The sequence below is a fragment of the Thermoproteus sp. CP80 genome, from assembly GCF_002077075.2.
Lineage (GTDB): Archaea > Thermoproteota > Thermoprotei > Thermoproteales > Thermoproteaceae > Thermoproteus.
In genome coordinates, this window is record NZ_LCWM02000004.1 from 42,303 (window position 1) to 59,022 (window position 16,720).

The 16,720-nt window shown below is 62.9% G+C and carries 21 protein-coding genes; 5 read left to right on the forward strand and 16 right to left on the reverse strand.

Annotation, left to right across the window (positions count from 1 at the left end; all coding sequences use genetic code 11):
- Positions 1-27: 27 nt before the first annotated feature.
- From B7L68_RS08830 to B7L68_RS01405, 3 genes are read right to left on the reverse strand one after another with little or no spacing between them, the layout of a single operon-like run.
- Positions 28-183, reverse strand: coding sequence for a hypothetical protein (locus tag B7L68_RS08830; protein ID WP_193432450.1), 156 nt, complete (start codon positions 181-183; stop codon positions 28-30).
- A 1-nt stretch (position 184) separates the two neighbouring features.
- Positions 185-1,600, reverse strand: a complete 1,416-nt coding sequence (secY, locus tag B7L68_RS01400; RefSeq protein WP_081245908.1) for a preprotein translocase subunit SecY — start codon at positions 1,598-1,600, stop codon at positions 185-187.
- On the reverse strand, positions 1,600-2,073 hold the full coding sequence (locus B7L68_RS01405; protein WP_081245909.1) for an uL15 family ribosomal protein: 474 nt from the start codon (positions 2,071-2,073) through the stop codon (positions 1,600-1,602). The genes secY and B7L68_RS01405 overlap by 1 nt, the downstream gene beginning before the upstream one ends.
- A 340-nt stretch (positions 2,074-2,413) precedes the next feature.
- Between B7L68_RS01405 and B7L68_RS09040 the strand changes: the two genes are divergently transcribed.
- Positions 2,414-2,623: a hypothetical protein gene (locus B7L68_RS09040; RefSeq protein ID WP_081245910.1), complete on the forward strand. Its 210-nt coding sequence runs from the start codon at positions 2,414-2,416 to the stop codon at positions 2,621-2,623.
- A gap of 95 nt (positions 2,624-2,718) precedes the next feature.
- Here B7L68_RS09040 and B7L68_RS01415 read toward each other — a convergent pair whose 3' ends face one another.
- Positions 2,719-3,090 carry a HEPN domain-containing protein gene (locus tag B7L68_RS01415; protein ID WP_081245911.1) on the reverse strand — a complete coding sequence of 124 codons (372 nt, stop codon included), beginning with the start codon at positions 3,088-3,090 and terminating at the stop codon, positions 2,719-2,721.
- A gap of 22 nt (positions 3,091-3,112) precedes the next feature.
- Complete coding sequence (locus B7L68_RS08835) at positions 3,113-3,286, reverse strand: hypothetical protein (protein WP_193432451.1); 174 nt, start codon at positions 3,284-3,286, stop codon at positions 3,113-3,115.
- 18 nt (positions 3,287-3,304) lie between these two features.
- Between B7L68_RS08835 and rnhB the strand changes: the two genes are divergently transcribed.
- From rnhB to B7L68_RS01430, 3 genes are all read left to right on the forward strand, one after another.
- Positions 3,305-3,928 carry a ribonuclease HII gene (rnhB, locus tag B7L68_RS01420; protein ID WP_081245935.1) on the forward strand — a complete coding sequence of 208 codons (624 nt, stop codon included), beginning with the start codon at positions 3,305-3,307 and terminating at the stop codon, positions 3,926-3,928.
- Between the two features lie 415 nt (positions 3,929-4,343).
- The gene (locus B7L68_RS01425; RefSeq protein WP_081245912.1) at positions 4,344-4,952 is read left to right on the forward strand and encodes a 30S ribosomal protein S5; all 609 of its coding nucleotides are present in this window, start codon (positions 4,344-4,346) and stop codon (positions 4,950-4,952) included.
- Positions 4,949-5,500 (forward strand): 50S ribosomal protein L30, encoded by a 552-nt coding sequence (locus B7L68_RS01430; protein ID WP_081245913.1) that lies wholly within the window; start codon positions 4,949-4,951, stop codon positions 5,498-5,500. The genes B7L68_RS01425 and B7L68_RS01430 overlap by 4 nt, the downstream gene beginning before the upstream one ends.
- A gap of 24 nt (positions 5,501-5,524) precedes the next feature.
- Here B7L68_RS01430 and B7L68_RS01435 read toward each other — a convergent pair whose 3' ends face one another.
- From B7L68_RS01435 to B7L68_RS01480, 10 genes are read right to left on the reverse strand one after another with little or no spacing between them, the layout of a single operon-like run.
- On the reverse strand, positions 5,525-6,325 hold the full coding sequence (locus B7L68_RS01435; RefSeq protein ID WP_081245936.1) for a KaiC domain-containing protein: 801 nt from the start codon (positions 6,323-6,325) through the stop codon (positions 5,525-5,527).
- A gap of 31 nt (positions 6,326-6,356) precedes the next feature.
- The gene (locus tag B7L68_RS01440) at positions 6,357-6,914 is read right to left on the reverse strand and encodes a cysteine hydrolase family protein (protein ID WP_081245914.1); all 558 of its coding nucleotides are present in this window, start codon (positions 6,912-6,914) and stop codon (positions 6,357-6,359) included.
- Between the two features lie 10 nt (positions 6,915-6,924).
- Positions 6,925-7,410, reverse strand: a complete 486-nt coding sequence (locus B7L68_RS01445; RefSeq protein ID WP_081245915.1) for a hypothetical protein — start codon at positions 7,408-7,410, stop codon at positions 6,925-6,927.
- A 22-nt stretch (positions 7,411-7,432) separates the two neighbouring features.
- Positions 7,433-8,068: a phosphoribosylanthranilate isomerase gene (locus tag B7L68_RS01450; protein WP_081245916.1), complete on the reverse strand. Its 636-nt coding sequence runs from the start codon at positions 8,066-8,068 to the stop codon at positions 7,433-7,435.
- Positions 8,065-9,057, reverse strand: coding sequence for an anthranilate phosphoribosyltransferase (gene trpD / locus B7L68_RS01455; RefSeq protein WP_081245917.1), 993 nt, complete (start codon positions 9,055-9,057; stop codon positions 8,065-8,067). Before trpD ends, B7L68_RS01450 begins: the two co-directional genes overlap by 4 nt.
- Positions 9,047-10,279: a TrpB-like pyridoxal phosphate-dependent enzyme gene (locus B7L68_RS01460; RefSeq protein WP_081245918.1), complete on the reverse strand. Its 1,233-nt coding sequence runs from the start codon at positions 10,277-10,279 to the stop codon at positions 9,047-9,049. The genes trpD and B7L68_RS01460 overlap by 11 nt, the downstream gene beginning before the upstream one ends.
- A 29-nt stretch (positions 10,280-10,308) precedes the next feature.
- Entirely contained in the window at positions 10,309-11,133 is an 825-nt protein-coding gene (locus B7L68_RS01465) for a DMT family transporter (protein ID WP_081245919.1), read from the reverse strand.
- Positions 11,130-11,855 carry a tryptophan synthase subunit alpha gene (gene trpA, locus B7L68_RS01470; RefSeq protein WP_081245920.1) on the reverse strand — a complete coding sequence of 242 codons (726 nt, stop codon included), beginning with the start codon at positions 11,853-11,855 and terminating at the stop codon, positions 11,130-11,132. Before trpA ends, B7L68_RS01465 begins: the two co-directional genes overlap by 4 nt.
- Before the next feature lie 35 nt (positions 11,856-11,890).
- On the reverse strand, positions 11,891-13,114 hold the full coding sequence (locus tag B7L68_RS01475; RefSeq protein WP_081245921.1) for a sugar phosphate nucleotidyltransferase: 1,224 nt from the start codon (positions 13,112-13,114) through the stop codon (positions 11,891-11,893).
- Positions 13,115-13,141: 27 nt separating this feature from the next.
- The gene (locus B7L68_RS01480; protein WP_081245922.1) at positions 13,142-14,704 is read right to left on the reverse strand and encodes a glycogen/starch synthase; all 1,563 of its coding nucleotides are present in this window, start codon (positions 14,702-14,704) and stop codon (positions 13,142-13,144) included.
- A 467-nt stretch (positions 14,705-15,171) separates the two neighbouring features.
- Here B7L68_RS01480 and B7L68_RS01485 point away from each other — a divergent pair, with 467 nt between their 5' ends.
- Positions 15,172-16,332 carry an MFS transporter gene (locus tag B7L68_RS01485; RefSeq protein ID WP_081245923.1) on the forward strand — a complete coding sequence of 387 codons (1,161 nt, stop codon included), beginning with the start codon at positions 15,172-15,174 and terminating at the stop codon, positions 16,330-16,332.
- Here B7L68_RS01485 and B7L68_RS01490 read toward each other — a convergent pair.
- Complete coding sequence (locus B7L68_RS01490; protein WP_081245924.1) at positions 16,325-16,612, reverse strand: hypothetical protein; 288 nt, start codon at positions 16,610-16,612, stop codon at positions 16,325-16,327. The two genes, B7L68_RS01485 and B7L68_RS01490, sit on opposite strands and share 8 nt — an antisense overlap.
- Positions 16,613-16,720 lie beyond the last annotated feature (108 nt).

The window sequence follows — 16,720 nt, forward strand, 5'->3', positions numbered from 1 at the left end:
GTGGCGACCTGCCCGATATAAAAAGAGCTATACCTCTTGCTCCTCCAGCTCGTCTATTATACTTCTCAACTCGTCGAGGGCCTCCTCAGCCGACTCGCAGTCTTTTTCCTCCACGGCGGCCTCCAGCTCGTCGGCCACGTCCCGTAGCCTCCTGGCTAGTCTATCCCGGCCGGCGGCCGACATGCTACTGGCTTAACACGCGCTTCAAGCCCGGATACGCCTCCATCAATCCCTCCTGCAGTATCTGCGTGTAGTAGCCCAGGCCTATCTCGATGAGCAGTATGAGGCCTATCCCCGAGCCCCATACGCCGAAGATGTCGCCGATAGCGGCCAACGTGCCCGCTACCATCCCGCTGAGCAGTATAAGAGTGTTTATGGGCCTTCTGAGGACCCGCGCCATGATCCTCTCGCTCTGCCTGAAGCCCGGCACGTGGAGGCCCGATTGGGTCAAGCTCTTGGCGTACTCGTCGGGGCCGATGCCCCCGATCTGCCCCCACAGCCACGCGAACGCGGTGGCCAGAGCGACGTAGAGCAGGATGTGAAGCACCACGTAGTCGGGGGTCAGTATTCTGGCGGGAGTCATGGCGGTGAGCAACACGGCGAGCGTCGGGGATATGCCGCCGGTCAGCGCGGCCACGCCCGCCACCAGCTGCTCGGCCAGGATGAGGGAGTAGGCGGTGAATATTATGGGTATGACGGATACGTACATGAACCTCAGAGGTATGTTTATCCTGAAGCCCCAATACTGCGTGTAGGCAGCCGGTATGTTGACGTGCATCTGCTCTATGTAGACCAATATATATGCGAGGACCAGCGTGGCGGCGAGGCCCACCACGTCAGGCAGAGATATCGAGGGCGGCACCTGTCTGAACAAGAGGTCGAGGAGGCCCGGGGAGGCCCCGTGCAACGTGTTGTACACGGCGACGGCCAGAGCCGGCACGAAGCCCAGCGGGAGCTGCATGGCCGGATAGTCGGCGGGATTGACGTTGGGGAACGTCGGCATGCTCCAGGAGAAGAGGTCCACGAAGAACGTCCTGGTTATCGAGAGGAGTATTATCAGATTTATCGCGCTTCCGCCGAAGCCCCACCCCTTGGCTATCATGTCGTCCAGCAAGATCACTATCTGCGTGGCTATGAGCAGCTGGACGAACACGGCGAAGGCCTCGAGCGGCGTCAGCTGGCCGAATGTGCCCGTGGCTATCGTGGCCGCGGTCTCGCCGGCGGCCATGACCAAGGCCAGGAGCTTCTGGAAGGCCGAGAACCTCAGCCTGTCCTTCTTGTCCTCGAGGTCGAAGGGCAGGAGCTCGGAGAACTGGAGGATCTCCATAATTATCCCGGCCACGACTATGGGGCCTATGCCCAGCTGTGCCCACGTCCCGAAGGTGGTGCCGAATATCGTCGACACCAGCGGGTTGTAGAAGATGGACGCGGCGGCGCCCGTCGGCGTAGTTCTGTGTATCCCCCAGAGGGGGGTAATCGTCATTATTATGTAGACAAGGGCCGCCAGCGCCGTCCACATCAGGCGGGTGGACAGAGGCAACGCCTTCTTGGGCCTCTGGACCGTTATAAGCCGTTCCAATATTGGATCGAGAAAGTCCATTACCTATGGACGGCTCCGTGGACTATGCGGACCTCGCCCCCGGCCTTGGCTATCTTCTCGACGGCGTCGCGGGTCGCCACAGGCGTGTAGACTATCAAGGGCCTCGACACCCTCCCGCCGCCCAACAGCTTGTTGTAGCCCAGCTTGGGCAGATCAACGACGTACCGCTCGCCCTCCTTGACGGCGGCGCCGCGGCTCTCCATCTCCTCCAAGAGCTCCTCCAGCCTGCCCACGTTGATGGGCCTCCACGCGACCGATATCGCCTTGGGCTGCTTGAAGCCGTGTTTGCCGTAGAACGGCCAGCCTGAGGTCTCCTCGGCGTGTACCATCACGAAGGACCACTTGTGTTTATGGAAGCCCACCATGCCCTTGCCGCCCGACGAGCCGCTCTTCCTGTGCTGGCCGACTCTCCCCCATCCGTGGGTCCTTGTGCCTCTTCTGTACTTAACGGCTGGCTTAAAACGGCGGACCATCGCTGAACTTTATTAGCCCCTATATAAGCTTGACTCTATGGAAGAGCTCTCGAGGGCGCTCGTCCAGCGCATGAGGTGCCCGAGGCTCGTGCCTACGGGTGAGGGGGCCCGTTGCCTAAATCCGCCGACAGGCCCACTGGAGCGGCCGGACCCTCTCTGGGCGATCCGAGGATGGGTCGATGGCGGTAGGCCTGGCGCTTGCCGTGCGCGGGGACCGGCGGGGTGTCCGCGGTCGATTTCCCAGCCTGTTTCTATTCAAGGCCCTACACGCGGCGGGGCCTTTCCAGCCATCTCTACGGCGTCTCGAGGGGACGGCGGAGACCGAGATTAGCGCGTATACATAACCTCGGCGGCCGAGCGCGCGCCGCCGGGCGACGGGACGGCCGCAGAGGAGGCCGCTAACCGCCCGCCTTGGCTGAAGGCGGAGTTGGAGATCACGAGACCAAGGGCCATCGTGGCGCTCGGAGGGGCGACGGGGCTCGCCGTATCTAGGGCGTTGGGCTCCAAGCCGCCCGAGTTCGTCTGCGGCGCCTTTGCCGGCGGGTGGTAGGACGCGTAGACTCTCACGGACTCCACCTCGCGGTGCAAACGTGGGCGGGCTCGACCGAGGGCAGTTCTCGATGCGGCGAGGACCTACGCGCGACGTCAGTAGGGCTTCCAGATCTGCCTCTGCCTCTCCCTTGCCTTGAGGAAGACGTAGAGGTAGTTGCTTATCAGCTCGGCGCATTTTATACACCTCTCGCCGTTTTCGCCGAAGGCCTGGCTTTCCAGGCAGACGACGCATTTGCTCACGTCCTCGGGGGGCTCGACTCCGGCTATCTCCTTGACGAGCGCGGGCAACCTCTTTATGACCTGGAAATGGCCGTACGGGTCGTAGCCCAGGATCCCCTTCGCCAGCGCCTCCACGGACACGTACGCGTTGTAGCAGGCAGATCTATGATCGCCCTCCTCAAAGGCTGAGATGGCGTCGTTGAGATGCCTCACGTGTCGTTCGTACCACTTGGGATGCATCATCATGTCGAGAGTTCGCTTTCTACAATTAAACTTTTTCGTAGAATTGAGATGCGAACTTTACATCGTGCACGGCCGCGAGGTGCCTCGCGGCGTCCTTTATGGAGAAGAACCGCTTGCCGCATTTCCTACACGCTATGTGCCTAACCCCTCCCTCCTCCACGATCTGGAGGTAGGCAGACAGCTCCTTGGGCACGTCCATATAACCCCTGACACGTCCATATTTGTGGTTGTCGCAGGCGTCGACGAGGCGGGGCGCGGACCCGTCGTGGGGCCCATGGTCCTCGCCATAGTGGCCGGGGACGGAGAGGCCTTGAAGGCCCTTGGCGTCAGGGACTCCAAGACTCTGTCGCGGAGCGCCCGGGAGAGGCTCTACCCGCTTATCCTGAAGTCCGCGAAGTGTGTAAACTATGTAGTTGTAGAGCCGTACGTGATAGACAGATGGACGGCCTCCCACAAGCTCAACTTGCTGGAGGTCGAGGAGGCGGCGGAGCTCATACGGCTATGCGACGCCGACGTCTACTACGTGGATAGCCCCGACCCCAAGCCAGAGCGATTCGCGCAACTCCTCTCGAGGATGGCCGGGCGCAGGATCGTCGCCATGAACAAGGCGGAGCGCATACCTCAAGTGGCGGCCGCCAGCATAGTGGCCAAGGTCGTCAGAGACCGCTTGGTGGATATGCTGAAGGCCGAGATGGGGGATTTCGGCTCCGGCTATCCCTCAGACGGCAGGACCATCGCCGCGTTGCGCGCCAGCAAGATAGCCCGCGAATGCGTTAGGCACAGCTGGAGCACGTCTAGGAGACTACGGGGCGGCGATCTTGACGGCTGGATGTCGAAGTAGGATGTCGGCCGAAGGCCGCGCCAACCGTCGGGCCTTTAGGGGCGCCGGGTTCCGCGAAGCCGCTTCCCGAACGCGCATCGTCGCTCGGACGTCATCGCAAGCCGGCCTCCATCGCGCTGAGCAGCACGTCCATACTCGCCGCGTGGAAACTTTTCGAAGCCGCCTCGAAATCCTCTAGACCGCGTGGACCGGCGCGGCCTACGGCCCCTCGACCCACCGAAGACTCAACCGCCCTCATAATATGCTAATATCCGCCTATGGAGCGAGGTTGCTACGGATTCCGCCGAGAAGTAGGTGGCATACGAGGCCTGGGGAGGCGGGGCCTCTGGGCGTAGACAAATACGAGAGGCCGGCACGGGGATCGAGGCGGAGCCCGTGGCAAATGTTTAAATATTGGCCGGAACACGGTACGGCGATGAGCGCCGTAGATCTTTCTATGTGGGAACCGAGGACGCGCCTCGGCCAGCTGGTCAAGGAGGGGAAGATAAGGTCTGTAGACGAGGTGTTCGCTACCAATATGTTGATAAAAGAGCCGGAGATCGTCGACGCGCTTCTTCCCAACTTGAGGCAGGAGCTGCTCAGCATAAATATAGTCCAGAGGCAGACGGACGCAGGGGAGGTGAGCCAGTTCCAGGCCGTCGTCGCTCTGGGCAACGAGGACGGCTACGTGGGCATAGGCATAGGCAAGGCGCGCCAGGTCAGGCAAGCCATAGAGAAGGCCGTCAGAGAGGCGAAGCTCAACATAACGCCTGTCAGAAGGGGATGCGGCTCCTGGAGGTGCTCCTGCGACGAGCCCCACTCGGTGCCCTTCGTCGTCGAGGGCAAGTCCGGCAGCATCGTCGTCAAGCTGATACCGGCCCCCAAGGGCGTAGGGCTCGTGGCGGGCGACGTGGCGAAGGCCGTGCTCAGGCTCGCCGGGATAAAGGACGTATGGACCAAGACGTCCGGCGACACTAGGACCACGCTGAACTTCGCATTGGCTACGTACAACGCCTTGAGGAATACATATAGGTTCAAGACATGACCGCGGTGGCGGAGAGCCAAGCCGAGAGGGCCGTATATCCGCGATACGCCGTAATCAGGCTGCGCGGCGTAGTCAACACGCCTAGGGAGGTCGAGGCCGCGTTGGGCTACCTCAGGCTCAGGAGGAAGTTCGTTATGTCGCTTGTGGTAGCCAAGCCGAATATAAACGGCATGCTGGAGAGGGCCCAGAGCTGGATCACCTGGGGCGAGATAGATGCAGACACGTTGGCCCAGGTATTGGCGAAAAGGGGAAGGATCGTCGGGGATAAGCCTCTGACCGAGGAACATCTGAGGAGATACGGGTGGCAGAGCTTCGAGGAGCTGGCCCTCGCCTACGTCTCGGGCGAGATAGAGAGGGTGGCTTGCCCCAGGAGGGGCACCTGGCCTAGGAGGGACGGCAGAACGCTCTGCGTGCCCTACCTGAAGCCGTTCTTCAGGCTACACCCGCCCGTGGGGGGCTTCAGGGACGTCAAGAAGAGCTTCGCCGAGGGCGGCGACCTAGGCTACAGAGGGCCAGCGATAAACGAGCTCATAGCCAGAATGGTCTAGCTAAAAACAGCGCTATCGCAACCCCTACTGCCTCAACACGAGCCCCTTCCCCGTCTCGATCTCAAGGTCGAAGGCCTTGCGGCTGTGGTTCGTCATCCTCATCTTGACGACTATGAGGTGCCTTCTGACCTCCCTGGCCGTTTCGACGTCGTCCATCCAGATGTGGATGATGCCGTCGGCTATGTGCTCGAGCCCGAATCCGTAGGCCTGGCCCGTGGTGGGCGCGTATTGGCTTGTGAGCAACGCCGTAACGTTATCCCTATGCGTCGCTATTTTCAGCTGATACGAATACTTCCGCGCCATCACCGGTCTGTCGACCCAAAAAGCCGACATGGAGTCTATCACGAGCCTCACGTGGCGCTCCGGCGTCCCCCTCTCCTTGGCCACCTCCAAGACCGAGTAGGCCTCGTTTATGGCCTCTATGAGCGTATCCATGGAGAGGGCGGCGTAGCGCCTCACCTTCTCGGGGCTCTCCTCCCTCGCCTTCTCGGTCATCTGGCGCGCCACCTTGAGCAGGCCGAAGATGTCCACCACCACGATCTCGGGCAACTCCTCAGGCTCCCTCCTCCACGCTATGTTGTACATCCTGTACCTGGAGAGGTCCATGCCCAGCTGCCTCGCCTGGGTCACCACGTCTTTATATTCCTGCTCCGTCGTCACGTAGACCACCGGGTCGCCTGCCTTGAGACCTGCGTAGGCGAAGTGCATGCAGAGTATCGACTTGCCGACGCCCGGCTCGCCCGTGACGACGACCCAGCTCCCCTTGGGGATGCCTCCCTCTAGGGCCCTGTCGAGCTCCTCCACGCCTGTGGATATCCTCTCGATCTCGGACACCGATAAAAGGTCCGTGATGGTTTTATTGGTTTCTGGTCCAGAGCTCTATTATCTCGGCGTTCGACAGCACCGGGAAGAGGCGCGCCATATTGGACAGGGACCTCTCGTGGGCGGCCCTGTCGGCTGAGGACACGGCCTCTCTGGCCACCACCGGCAGATATCCCAGCGCCTGCGCGTGGCGGGCCGACGTCTCGACGCCTATGTCGGTGGCTATGCCGGTGAAGACTATGGTGGTTATCCCCGCGTTCCTCAACAACAGCTCGAAGTTGGTGCCGACGAATATGGAGGTGGTGTTCTTGTTTAGCACCACGTCTCCATCGCGCGGATAAACCTCCTTGTGTATATCGCCGGGGTTCCAGCTCCTCCTAAACGGCGACGCGAACCTCTCGGGGAACGGGGTGATCTTGGTGTAGACCACGGGCACGTCCAGCCGCCTGGCGGCGTCCACGAGCTCCTTAAGCTTGGCCAGAAACTCCTCCTTGTTGAATATGGCGTTCACGAGGGCCTCCTGGACGTCCCAGACCACCAGCACCGAGCTACTCCGCCTGATGAACCTCTTCAGCTCCTCGGGGTTCTGCATTGAGGATACCTCAGCCCAGTTTTAAATATTCGGCGTTGGCCTCGCGATACGCCTCCCGGAGCTCGTCCAACGCCGAGGTGTATATATCCAGTTTGGCCGCCGCCTCGTTCAGCTCGGCGACGGCGCTTGCGAGCCGCCTAAACCTCGCCTTCAGCTCCTGGACGCGGCCCCTCCCCCTCCTCATGTCCGCGGCCAGTCTCCTCAGCCCTCCGGCCAGCGCGGAGGCCCTCGCGTCCACGGCCCTCCTCACCATATGCCTGACCGCGTTGTACTGATCGTCGGTGAGCCTCAACACCGCGTATTCGAGGAGGGGGCCCGTGCCCTTGGACTCCCAGCGCTCTATCAGCTCGCGTTTAGCCGCGCCGAGGGCCCTGTCGACCCTCTCCTCCGGCTCCCAGGTGATGGCCACGCCGGGCGCCACCTCCACGTGGCGGATGTCCCTCAGGATCCTCGCGGCTAGGCGCTCGTCTGTGGAGTGCACCAGCACCAGCAACACAAGCCCTTGGGAACGCCCCCGGTTATATACCAACTCCCTTCACCTTCACGGCCAGGGCGTACACCTTCGAGCCGTCCTTGACGCCGGGCGAGGACTCCACCCCGCTGGCCACGTCCACCATATAGGGCTTGAACTTCAACACGTGCTCCACGTTGTCGGGCGTAATCCCGCCGGCAACTGCGACTCTGCCCAACGTCGAGACGGCCTCAATCAACTCCAGAGGCAGGCGTAGGCCGTAGCTGTAGACGGCGCCAGATCCCTTCACCGCGTCCACCAAGACGTACTCGTAGCGGCCGCCGGCCAGTTGAGCCGCCCTCCGCAGAACGTCGTCCCTGCCGAAGAGCACCACGGGGGCCAGGGCCACGCCTCTCCTCCGCGCCGGGTCCTCCACATCGGCGCCGAATATCTGCGGCATCTGAGCCACGGGGAAGTCGTAACGCGCGGCGAGGTCCACGGCCCGCGCCGGATCGTACGAGTCGAAGACCGCGACGGGCTTCGCCCTGCCCAGAACCGACGCCAGATCCCTCGCCAAGTCGGGCGTCGTCCTCCTCGGCGATTTGGTCTCCGGATCCACTATAAAGCCGGCGTAGTCGGCCACCCTATCCACGAGCTCGACGTCCGAGCGCCTCGTCAATCCGCAGATCTTCAGAAGCGTCACGGCCTGCTCGCCCTCACGACCGTCTCCACGTGCCGCGCAGCCAGGCCGGACTCTATAGTCCGTAGGGCCAGCTCGAGGCCGTCTCTGACGTCTCCCGCCAGGCCCGCCACGTATAGGGCGAGCGCGGCGTTCACGGCTATGGCGTATTTGGCGTCGCGGTCCTCCCCCCTCAAGCCTCTCAACGTCTTGGCCACCGACTCCTCCCTGGTGTCGGCCCTGGGCGTTCTGCCCCGCGGCACGCCTAGATCCTCGGGGGCGAGCTCGTACTCCTCCACCCTGCCGCCCTTCATCTCGGCGACCGCCGTGGCGCCCTCTATGGAGGCCTCGTCGATCCCCGGCTCGCCGTGCACCACCAGGACGTGCTCCAGCCCCAGCCTGGCGGCGGCCTCGGCCACCACCGGCATGAGCCGCCTCTCCGCCACCCCTATTATCTGTCTCCGCACCTGTCCGGGATTGGCCAGAGGACCCACTATGTTGAAAATGGTTCTGTACGGCAGCTTCTTGCGCACGGGGGCGACCCGGGAGAACGTGGGATGGTAGGCCGGCGCGAATAGGAAGGCGAACCTGGACCTCTTGAGGGCCTCGACGGCCTCGGCAGGCTTCAGGTTTATGTTGTAGCCGAGGGCCTCGAGGAAGTCGGCGCTGCCCGTCGGGCTTGTCACGGACCTGTTGCCGTGTTTGAGCACGTAGGCGCCGGCGGCAGACGCCACGAGCGCGGCGGCCGTCGAGAGGTTTATCGTCCTCTGGCCGTCGCCGCCTGTGCCCGCCGTGTCTATCGCCGGGAGGTCCACCTCGACCTTGACGCAAGTATCGCGCGCGGCTCTGGCGAAGCCCGCCACCTCCTCCGGCGTCTCGCCCCTCACCCTCATGGCCGTCAGCACGGCCGCTATCTCCACATCGCTCAGCTCCCCTCTCAGCATAGAGAGGGCGAGCGCGTAGCTCTCCTCGTAGCTCAAGGTCCCCCCCTCGCCGAGCTTTCTAAGCGACATGGGCCTTCTCGTATGCGTCCACGTCCAGGAGCCCGTGCCCCGATAGGTTGAACGCTATGACGGAACCCGGCGGAAGCTTCTTGGCTAGGTCCGCCACGGCCCTTATCGCGTGGGAGCTCTCCGGAGCCGGTATTATGCCCTCCGACCTCGCGAACGCGACAGCCGCCTCGAACACCTCCTCCTGCCTATAGGCCACGGCCTCCACCAGGCCCAGCCTCTTCAGTATCGAGAGGCTGGGGGCGGCTCCGTGGTAGCGGAGACCCGCGGCGTGTACAGCCGGCGGGACGAAGTCGTGCCCCAACGTGTACATCTTTATCATGGGCAAGACCCCGACCGCGTCCGGGAAGTCGTATCTGTACTCGCCCGCGGTGAGCTTAGGCGCCGCAGCGGATTCGGCGGCCAGGAACCTCGTCCTCCCGAAGCCCTCGCCCCTCAGCTTCATGCCTATCATGGGGTAGGCGAACCCCCCGAAGTTGGAGCCTCCCCCCACGCAGCCCACGGCGTAGTCCGGCTCCTCAGGCATCTGCCTAATCGCCTCGAGCCCTATGACCGATTGGTGTATCAAGACGAACTCCAGCACGCTACCCGGCAGATACCGCCTCCTTTCGCCCGCCAGCGTGTACTCAACCGCCTCGGATATGGCTATGCCCAGGGAGCCCGGGTGGTCGGGCCTGTTGAACTTCCTCCCGGTCTCGGTCACGTCGCTGGGGCTGGGGTAGACCGTGGCGCCGTACGTCTTCATGAAGGCGACCCGCTGCCTCTTGCTGTTGTAGGAGGGCCTGGTCATGAACACAACGGCCTTGAGGCCGAAGAGGGCGGCCGCCAGCGACACCGCCATGCCCCACTGCCCGGCCCCCGTCTCCGTCGCGACCTCATCGGCCCCGTCCAGCTTGGCGTAGTACGCCTGGGCGAGCGCCGTGTTCAGCTTATGGCTTCCGACGGGCAGGGCGCCCTCGTACTTGTAGTATATATGGACCTTGAGCCCGAGCCTCCTCTCGAACCCCTCGGCCCTCCTGAAGGGGGTGGGCCTACCCATCCTCGCGTAGGCCTCCCTGACCTCCTCCGGTATCGGGATCCACCGCTCTGCGGTGAATTCTTGGTCTATCAGCGCCGAGGGCAGAATTTTCGTAAGCAACGCAATTCTGCTGTCCCCCTCGTCCGGATCCTTGGGAGGGGGGAGCGGCGCGGGGAGATCCGCGCCTATGTTGTACCACCTATCCACCCCGACGACATGGGGCCGAGTACCCGGCTCTATTTAAGCTTTGCCGTCCCTATATAGACGGCCAATATGCCGAGCAGTATGAGCGCCGATCCGACCACTTGATCCGCCGCGGGGACAGCCCCGAAGGCCAAGTAGGAGAAGAGGTAGGAGAAGACGGGGACCAGCAACGACAGCTCGCCCACCTTCACCGGGCCCAGCTCGCGCACGGAGCGGAACCACAGAAGCCAAGCCGCGCCTTGGGCCAACACGGCCAACGCCGTCAACAAGAGAGCGGCCTTGACCGTAAAGGACGATCTATAGGCCAGGGCGGCGAACGGCAACAGGAACGCCGCCGCCGCGCCGTTCATGGCGGCCGTGGTGGACGTCGGCGGCCTCCCGGCCAACCATTTGCTGTAGACTACCGTGCCCAACGCCCAGATAAAGCCGCCGAGTATGGGCAATAGGTCGTAGAGGCCTACGCCGCCTCCAACCGCCGAGATCGCCACGCCGAGTACTCCGAGGGCCACGCCGAGGATCTCGTTGGGCCTTACCCGCGTCTTCAGGGCCATGGCTGAAAGGACTATAAGGAATAGAGGCTGGGTGTACATGAGAGACGAGACGAGCCCAGGGCTGTTCGACAACATGACGGAAAGATTTATCAACAACACGGTGGCGCCCATGTTCAGCACGCCCGCGATGGCCGTCCTTCCGTCGATCTTAACCGGCCTAGATATCGCCGATAGGAATAGAAATCCTACCAGCGCCCTGAAAAACGCTATGAAGCCGGGCGAGAAGTAGGCGACCAAATACTTTGTCAGAGGATAGGCGAGCCCCCAGATGGCGGCGACGGCGAGCGGATAGGCGTACGCCCTCATCTAATAGCCCTCTTTATCTCGGCGAGGAACTCGACCGCGGCCTCCACGCCGCCATCCGCGAGACGCTTCATGGCCGCGGTTCCCACCACCAGCCCGTCGGCCCCCGCCTCCACGAGAGCCCTCGCCTTGTCGGGCCCATCTATCGCGAAGCCGGCGACGAGGTAGGTCTTGCCTATATGCTCCCTGGCAAGCCTGATGTTCCTCTCGACGTATACCGGCAACTTTATGCCGGTCGCCGCGTACAGGCCTATATATATGAACAGGGGGTCGTAGCCCGCGAGCCTCTCGGCGAGGGCGTAGGGGAATTTGCCGGGGAGGAAGAACGCGGGGGCCAGCCCGTTCGCCCTCATCGACGCCACGTAGGCGTCCAGCATCTCGGGCATGTCTATCAGGAGGTCGGGCAGGAGGACCGAGGCCGCGCCCGCCCCGGCCGCCGCTCTGGCCAGCTCGTCGAACCTGCCCGCGAAATCCTCGGCATAGCCCATGAGGATGGCGTTCTCGGGGAGCTCCAGCCCCCGCAACGCGGCGATGCCCTTAACCGGCGCCGACCTATGGCTCGACCTGATGAAAGGGCCGTCGTACTTGGGGTTCTCCGTGGGTATCCCGACCTCCACGAAGTCGGCTATCCCGGCCGCCGCGTCTAGAAACTCCGCGAAGACGGCGCCGTTGGGCCAGCCGGCTGTCACATACACGCCGAGGCCCGGCCGAGGCAACGTTGCCATGGACGGCGGTTTTGGGCCCCCCTAAAAAATTTTGCCTACGTCAGCGCGAAGTTCTCTAGCTTGACCCCGTCGCCGACAGATCTATGCGGCCAGACCTTGGCGTTTATCAACACGGCGCCTCTGCCGACCGTCACGTCGTTGCCCAACACCGAGCCTATCAGGAGCGCCCCCTCGCCCACGGCGCTGTGCCTCCCCACTATGGATCCCTCGACCCTGGACCTTGGCCCCAGCACCGATCTGTCCATGACCACCGAGTCGACGACCTCGGCGCCTTCGCCCAAGATGGTGTAGTTGTCTATCACCGAGTTCTTCAGGTAGACGCCCCTCCCTATCTTGACGTGTCTCCCTATCAGGACGTCGCCCTCCACCCTTACGTCGCCCGAGCTTATACGCTCCTTCAGCTCCCTCTTCAGAGCCAACGACTCGGGGCTCGTCCCCTGCACGAAGATCCGGGGCAGGACCTCCTCCGAGGCGAGGTCCGACGGCCCCAGGTTGTCCAGCAGATACCGCGTCGCCGCGAGGTATCTATCGGGGCTACCCACGTCGAACCAAAAGCCCTTCGTGACGAACCCGTAGACGGGCAGGCCCGCATCTATCGCGGCCGGTATCACGTTGGACCCGAAGTCCATTAGCCCCTCTCTGTAGAGCCTCGACCCCACCTCGCCCTCCAGGAAATTTAGGAAGTCCTCAGAAAGGAGGTACAGCCCCGTGTTGACCAGATTGCTGGGGGCGTCCTCCCTCCTCTTGGGCTTCTCCACGAACCTTAAGATCCTCATCCTCTCGTCCACGGCGGCGACGCCGAACTCCTCTACGTTCTCCTCCTCCTTCAGGGCTATGGTCATAAACGCCTTGTTGGCCTCGTGGAATTTGTAGAAGGAATCCAGATCCATCTCGAATATGTTGTCGCCCTGCACCACCAGCACCGGCTCCTTCACGCCGTAGTACTCCAGAGAGATCTTCACAGCCTCCGCGTTTCCCCGGGTCTCAGCCCTAGGCATGTACCTCAGGCGGACCCTCACGCCGTATTCCCTCTCGAGCCAGTAGCCCTCGCCGAAGTAGTCGTAGATGTCCTTGTAGTTGTAATAGCCCCTGACCCCCATTATGATCTCCTCGACGCCCTGCCTAGCCAAATTGACCAGAGTGAACTCTATGAGGGGCCTGTTGAGCATGCGGACCATGGCCTTGGAGGTCTCCACGGTGAGAGGCCGGAGGCGCACCGCCTCGCCGCCGACGGGAATAACGGCAACTCTGACGCCCATACATATCGGTACGCCTGAACATAAATTTTAAGCCGGCGTGACCGCCTTGTAGAAGGCCATCTGTCTAGCCTTCTCGTAACAATGTTTTAGCTGTTCGTAGAGGTTTTTCTCTCTGAACCTCTCGTCGACGTAGCGCGATATGTAGCGCCTCAGGCCTTTTACATATTCTATACCTCTGGCAGACGCGATCTCTCTGAGCCTTCCGTCGGGTATGGAGTCGGGCTTGAACCGCCACAGCCAATTGGCCAGAGACTCCATCGCGGCGCCCAGCGCCGCCACGTCCTCCGGCGGCACGAGGAGGCCTACCCCCTCGCCGCTCCGGAAGTCGGCGACCACCTCGGGCAGCCCGCCGGTCGCGGACGCTATGACGGGCGTCCCCACCGCCATGGCCTCTATGGCCGAGATGCCGAAGGGCTCCCAACGGGAGGGCATGACGAGCGCGGTCGCGGCGTAGTTGAGGGCCATGTAGAGGTCTCTGGGGATCTTAGCGAAGGAGAGGAAGGCCCTCCCCCACCTCTCGCGGACGAGGCGCCTTAGGTATTCCTCATATCCGAAGTCCCCCACGGATACGGCGAGCACCAGAAGGCGCGCCGAGGGGGAGAGGTCGAGCGCCCTTATCGCCAGATCGAGCCCCTTCTGGCTGGTCGCCCGCCCCACGGCCAGGAAGAGGGCGCCTCCTCCATCTAGGTGCCCCTCCCCTCCCATCCTCTCCACCGCCTCAACCAGGCGCCAGGGGGAGCCGTCGGGGGCCAGCCTGCGGAAGTGGGACTCGGCCTCCTCGATCCTCCAGTCCGTGGAGTTGTAGAGGACGCACGACTTGCCCCTAAGCCAATCGCCGTACTTCGAAAGCGCCTCGCGCAGGTATCCCCAGCTCACGCTGGACACCACATCGCTCTCCACGGCGGCGAAGCCCTCGACAGAGCCCCCCACGGAGTCCCACACGGCTGAGTACAGCTCCTGCCTGTGGCAGCAGACCCTCCAGACCAGATGGGGCCTGTCCGGCAGACCCGCCCATTCGGCGGAGGCGTAGTGCCACGGGAAGGAGTAGCCCGACGACAGGTGGATCGTGTATACGAGAGGTATCGCAAGCCCCTTCCTCTCTGCGTAGTCCCTCAGGGCTATCCCGGCGAGCCCGGAGTGCCAGTCGTTGGCATGTATTAGGTCCGGGAGCCCGTACCTCTCGGCGTAGGACACCACCGCCCTAGCGAATAGGGCCGCCTTCTCCTCGACGTTCTCGTAGGGGTACCACCTGTCGAAGACGAGGCCGGTGGCCGTATCCAAGCCTTTGAACATAACCACCTTGACCCCGGCGACCTCGGTCCCCTCAGCCCCGAGGCAATAGGGGTAGGGCCTCCCGTCGAGGCCGCGCCTATCCCCACAGACCCGGAAGTCCAGCGGCGATAGGGGAAATCCCCTGTTGGGGTCCAGATGCCTTCCGTGCGACGGCATTAGGACGGTCACATCGATGCCCCGCCTGGCTAAAGCCGTTGCGTACTGCCTCACGGCCTCGCCCAGCCCGCCCACCTTGACCAAACCTGCATATTCGAACGTCAGCAGAAAAACCTTGTTCACCGCCTCGGGAGCTCTCATGGCGCACATATTTCTCGTATATCAAAATTGAGATCCGCCGGGGGCCTCGACGGATCGCGGCGAGCTCAAGCAGATTTCGGCATGATACGTAGGAGACGTGGAGCGACGGCGCGTCGACGGCCGCGCCTTGTCCAGAATCCGCGATGCTGAGGGGCGCCGCATACCCCCGCTTCTGTCGGGGTATCGATCTGACCCCCTACCCGGGCCTCGCCGCGGCCTCACAGGCCCTGCTTGGGGGCCGCGGCGCCGGCTGGTTTTTACCCCCGCCTTTCGGCGGCCCGCCGGCGCCCTCCGCGGGCGGTGCGGGAGGTTCCAGAGGGCGGCCGTCTCCGAGCCGCCCCCGTCCCCTCGGCGCCCGGCCATGTTGTTTATCGGGATAAAAATCCTTAACCGAGGCGTCTATCGAGGAGCCCTTTTCGAGGCAGGCCCTCGTCGGGGCTGATTTTTATAGGGGTCGTCAGGCGTACGTGCGCTCCGGCAGGGATATCTTGGGCCTAATCGCGCTGATCGCGACGTTGACGATCGCGGCTAGGTCCGTGAACTACATGGTGCAGAGCACCGTGCCGCCTCTGGCCAGAGAGCTCGGCTTCACGCCGTCCTCGATAGGCTTGTTGGCCGCCGTAGGCGCCGTCGGCCAGCTCATCGGCAGCTCCGTGGTCAACATCGCGCTGGGACCCTCGCCTAGAAGGAGGGCCTTAGTCGCCGCAACGGCGGCGATTCCCCCGGCGTTGGCGGCCTTCTGGCTGTCCGGACCCGCCGGGCTTTGGGCCGCCTCCTTCATCTCGGGCCTATCCTTCGGCGTGGTTATGCCCAACTTGATAAATATCGCGTCGGTGAGGCCCGAATACGCCGAGAGGTTGCTCGCGGCCTACTCCCTCTCGCTGAGCACGAGCCTCGTCATAGGCCCGGCCTACGAGACGGCCATATTGACCAGGTATGGCTACAGAGAGGTGTTCCTCTTCTTCCTACCCTTCGCCGTAACCCTGCTCGCCCTGTCGCCGAGGATCCCCATAGTCGGGTCTAGATCAGCCGACCTCCGCGCGACCTATGGATCCGCGCTGTCGAGCAGAGGCTTTATATCGGCGGCGTTGGCCATTACGTCGTATAACGTGCCCTTCATAGCACTCGTGACCTATCTGCCCATATACGCCTCGGAGGAGCTGGGGCTTGCAAGGGCCGCGGCCTATTCTCTCTTCCTGCCCTTCTTCGCCGTGTCCATGCTCACGCGCCTCTACATGTTCCTCCGACCTGTCAGGGACGTGAACAAGGCCTTCGCCGCGTCCGTGGCGCTGACCTTGTCGGGCCTGGCCGTCTTCTACGCGGCCAGGGACTACGCCTCGTTGGCCACGGCCATGGCCATCCTCGGCGTGCCTCACGGCAGCGTGTTCACCATCTCGACCATAATGATAGTCAGGACGACGACGTTGGAGGAGAGAAACGCCGTTAATTCCCTCTTCTCGTCCTATCTGGTGGTTTTAGGTATGGCGATTCCGCCGGCCCTAGGCGCCGCGGCCGAGCTCTGGGGCTACGGCGCCATGTGGCTCCTCCTGGCCCCCTTGGTGGCGGCGATGTCAGCCGCCTTCTTCTCGTTGTTCGGCAAAACCAAGGAGTTCAAAAGCCCTATTTGATGAGCAACCCTATCACGAGGCCTATTATGAACGTGAGGGAGGAGTAGGGGATCATGGCCTTCAACACGCCGAGCTTCTCCGCGGCTTGGTAGGCCGTGTAGCCCAGGCTCTGGATTATGCCCATGGCAGCGGACGGCGAGATGTAGCCCACGGCGACCGCCAGCAACAATATGGCCAACAACACTATGGCTACGCCTATGAGCCGTCTTATCAATACGCCTATAAGTAAGCCGAATATGAAGGGCACGACCAAGGCGAGAACCTGCGTCAACGGTATCATACCACTATAAACATAGCTTATTTAAAAACATTTGGGGCCGCACGCCCGCTCCGATACGTCCGCGGACTCCATTATGCGGGGCAGGGAGATCGGCGATAAGAACGCTGA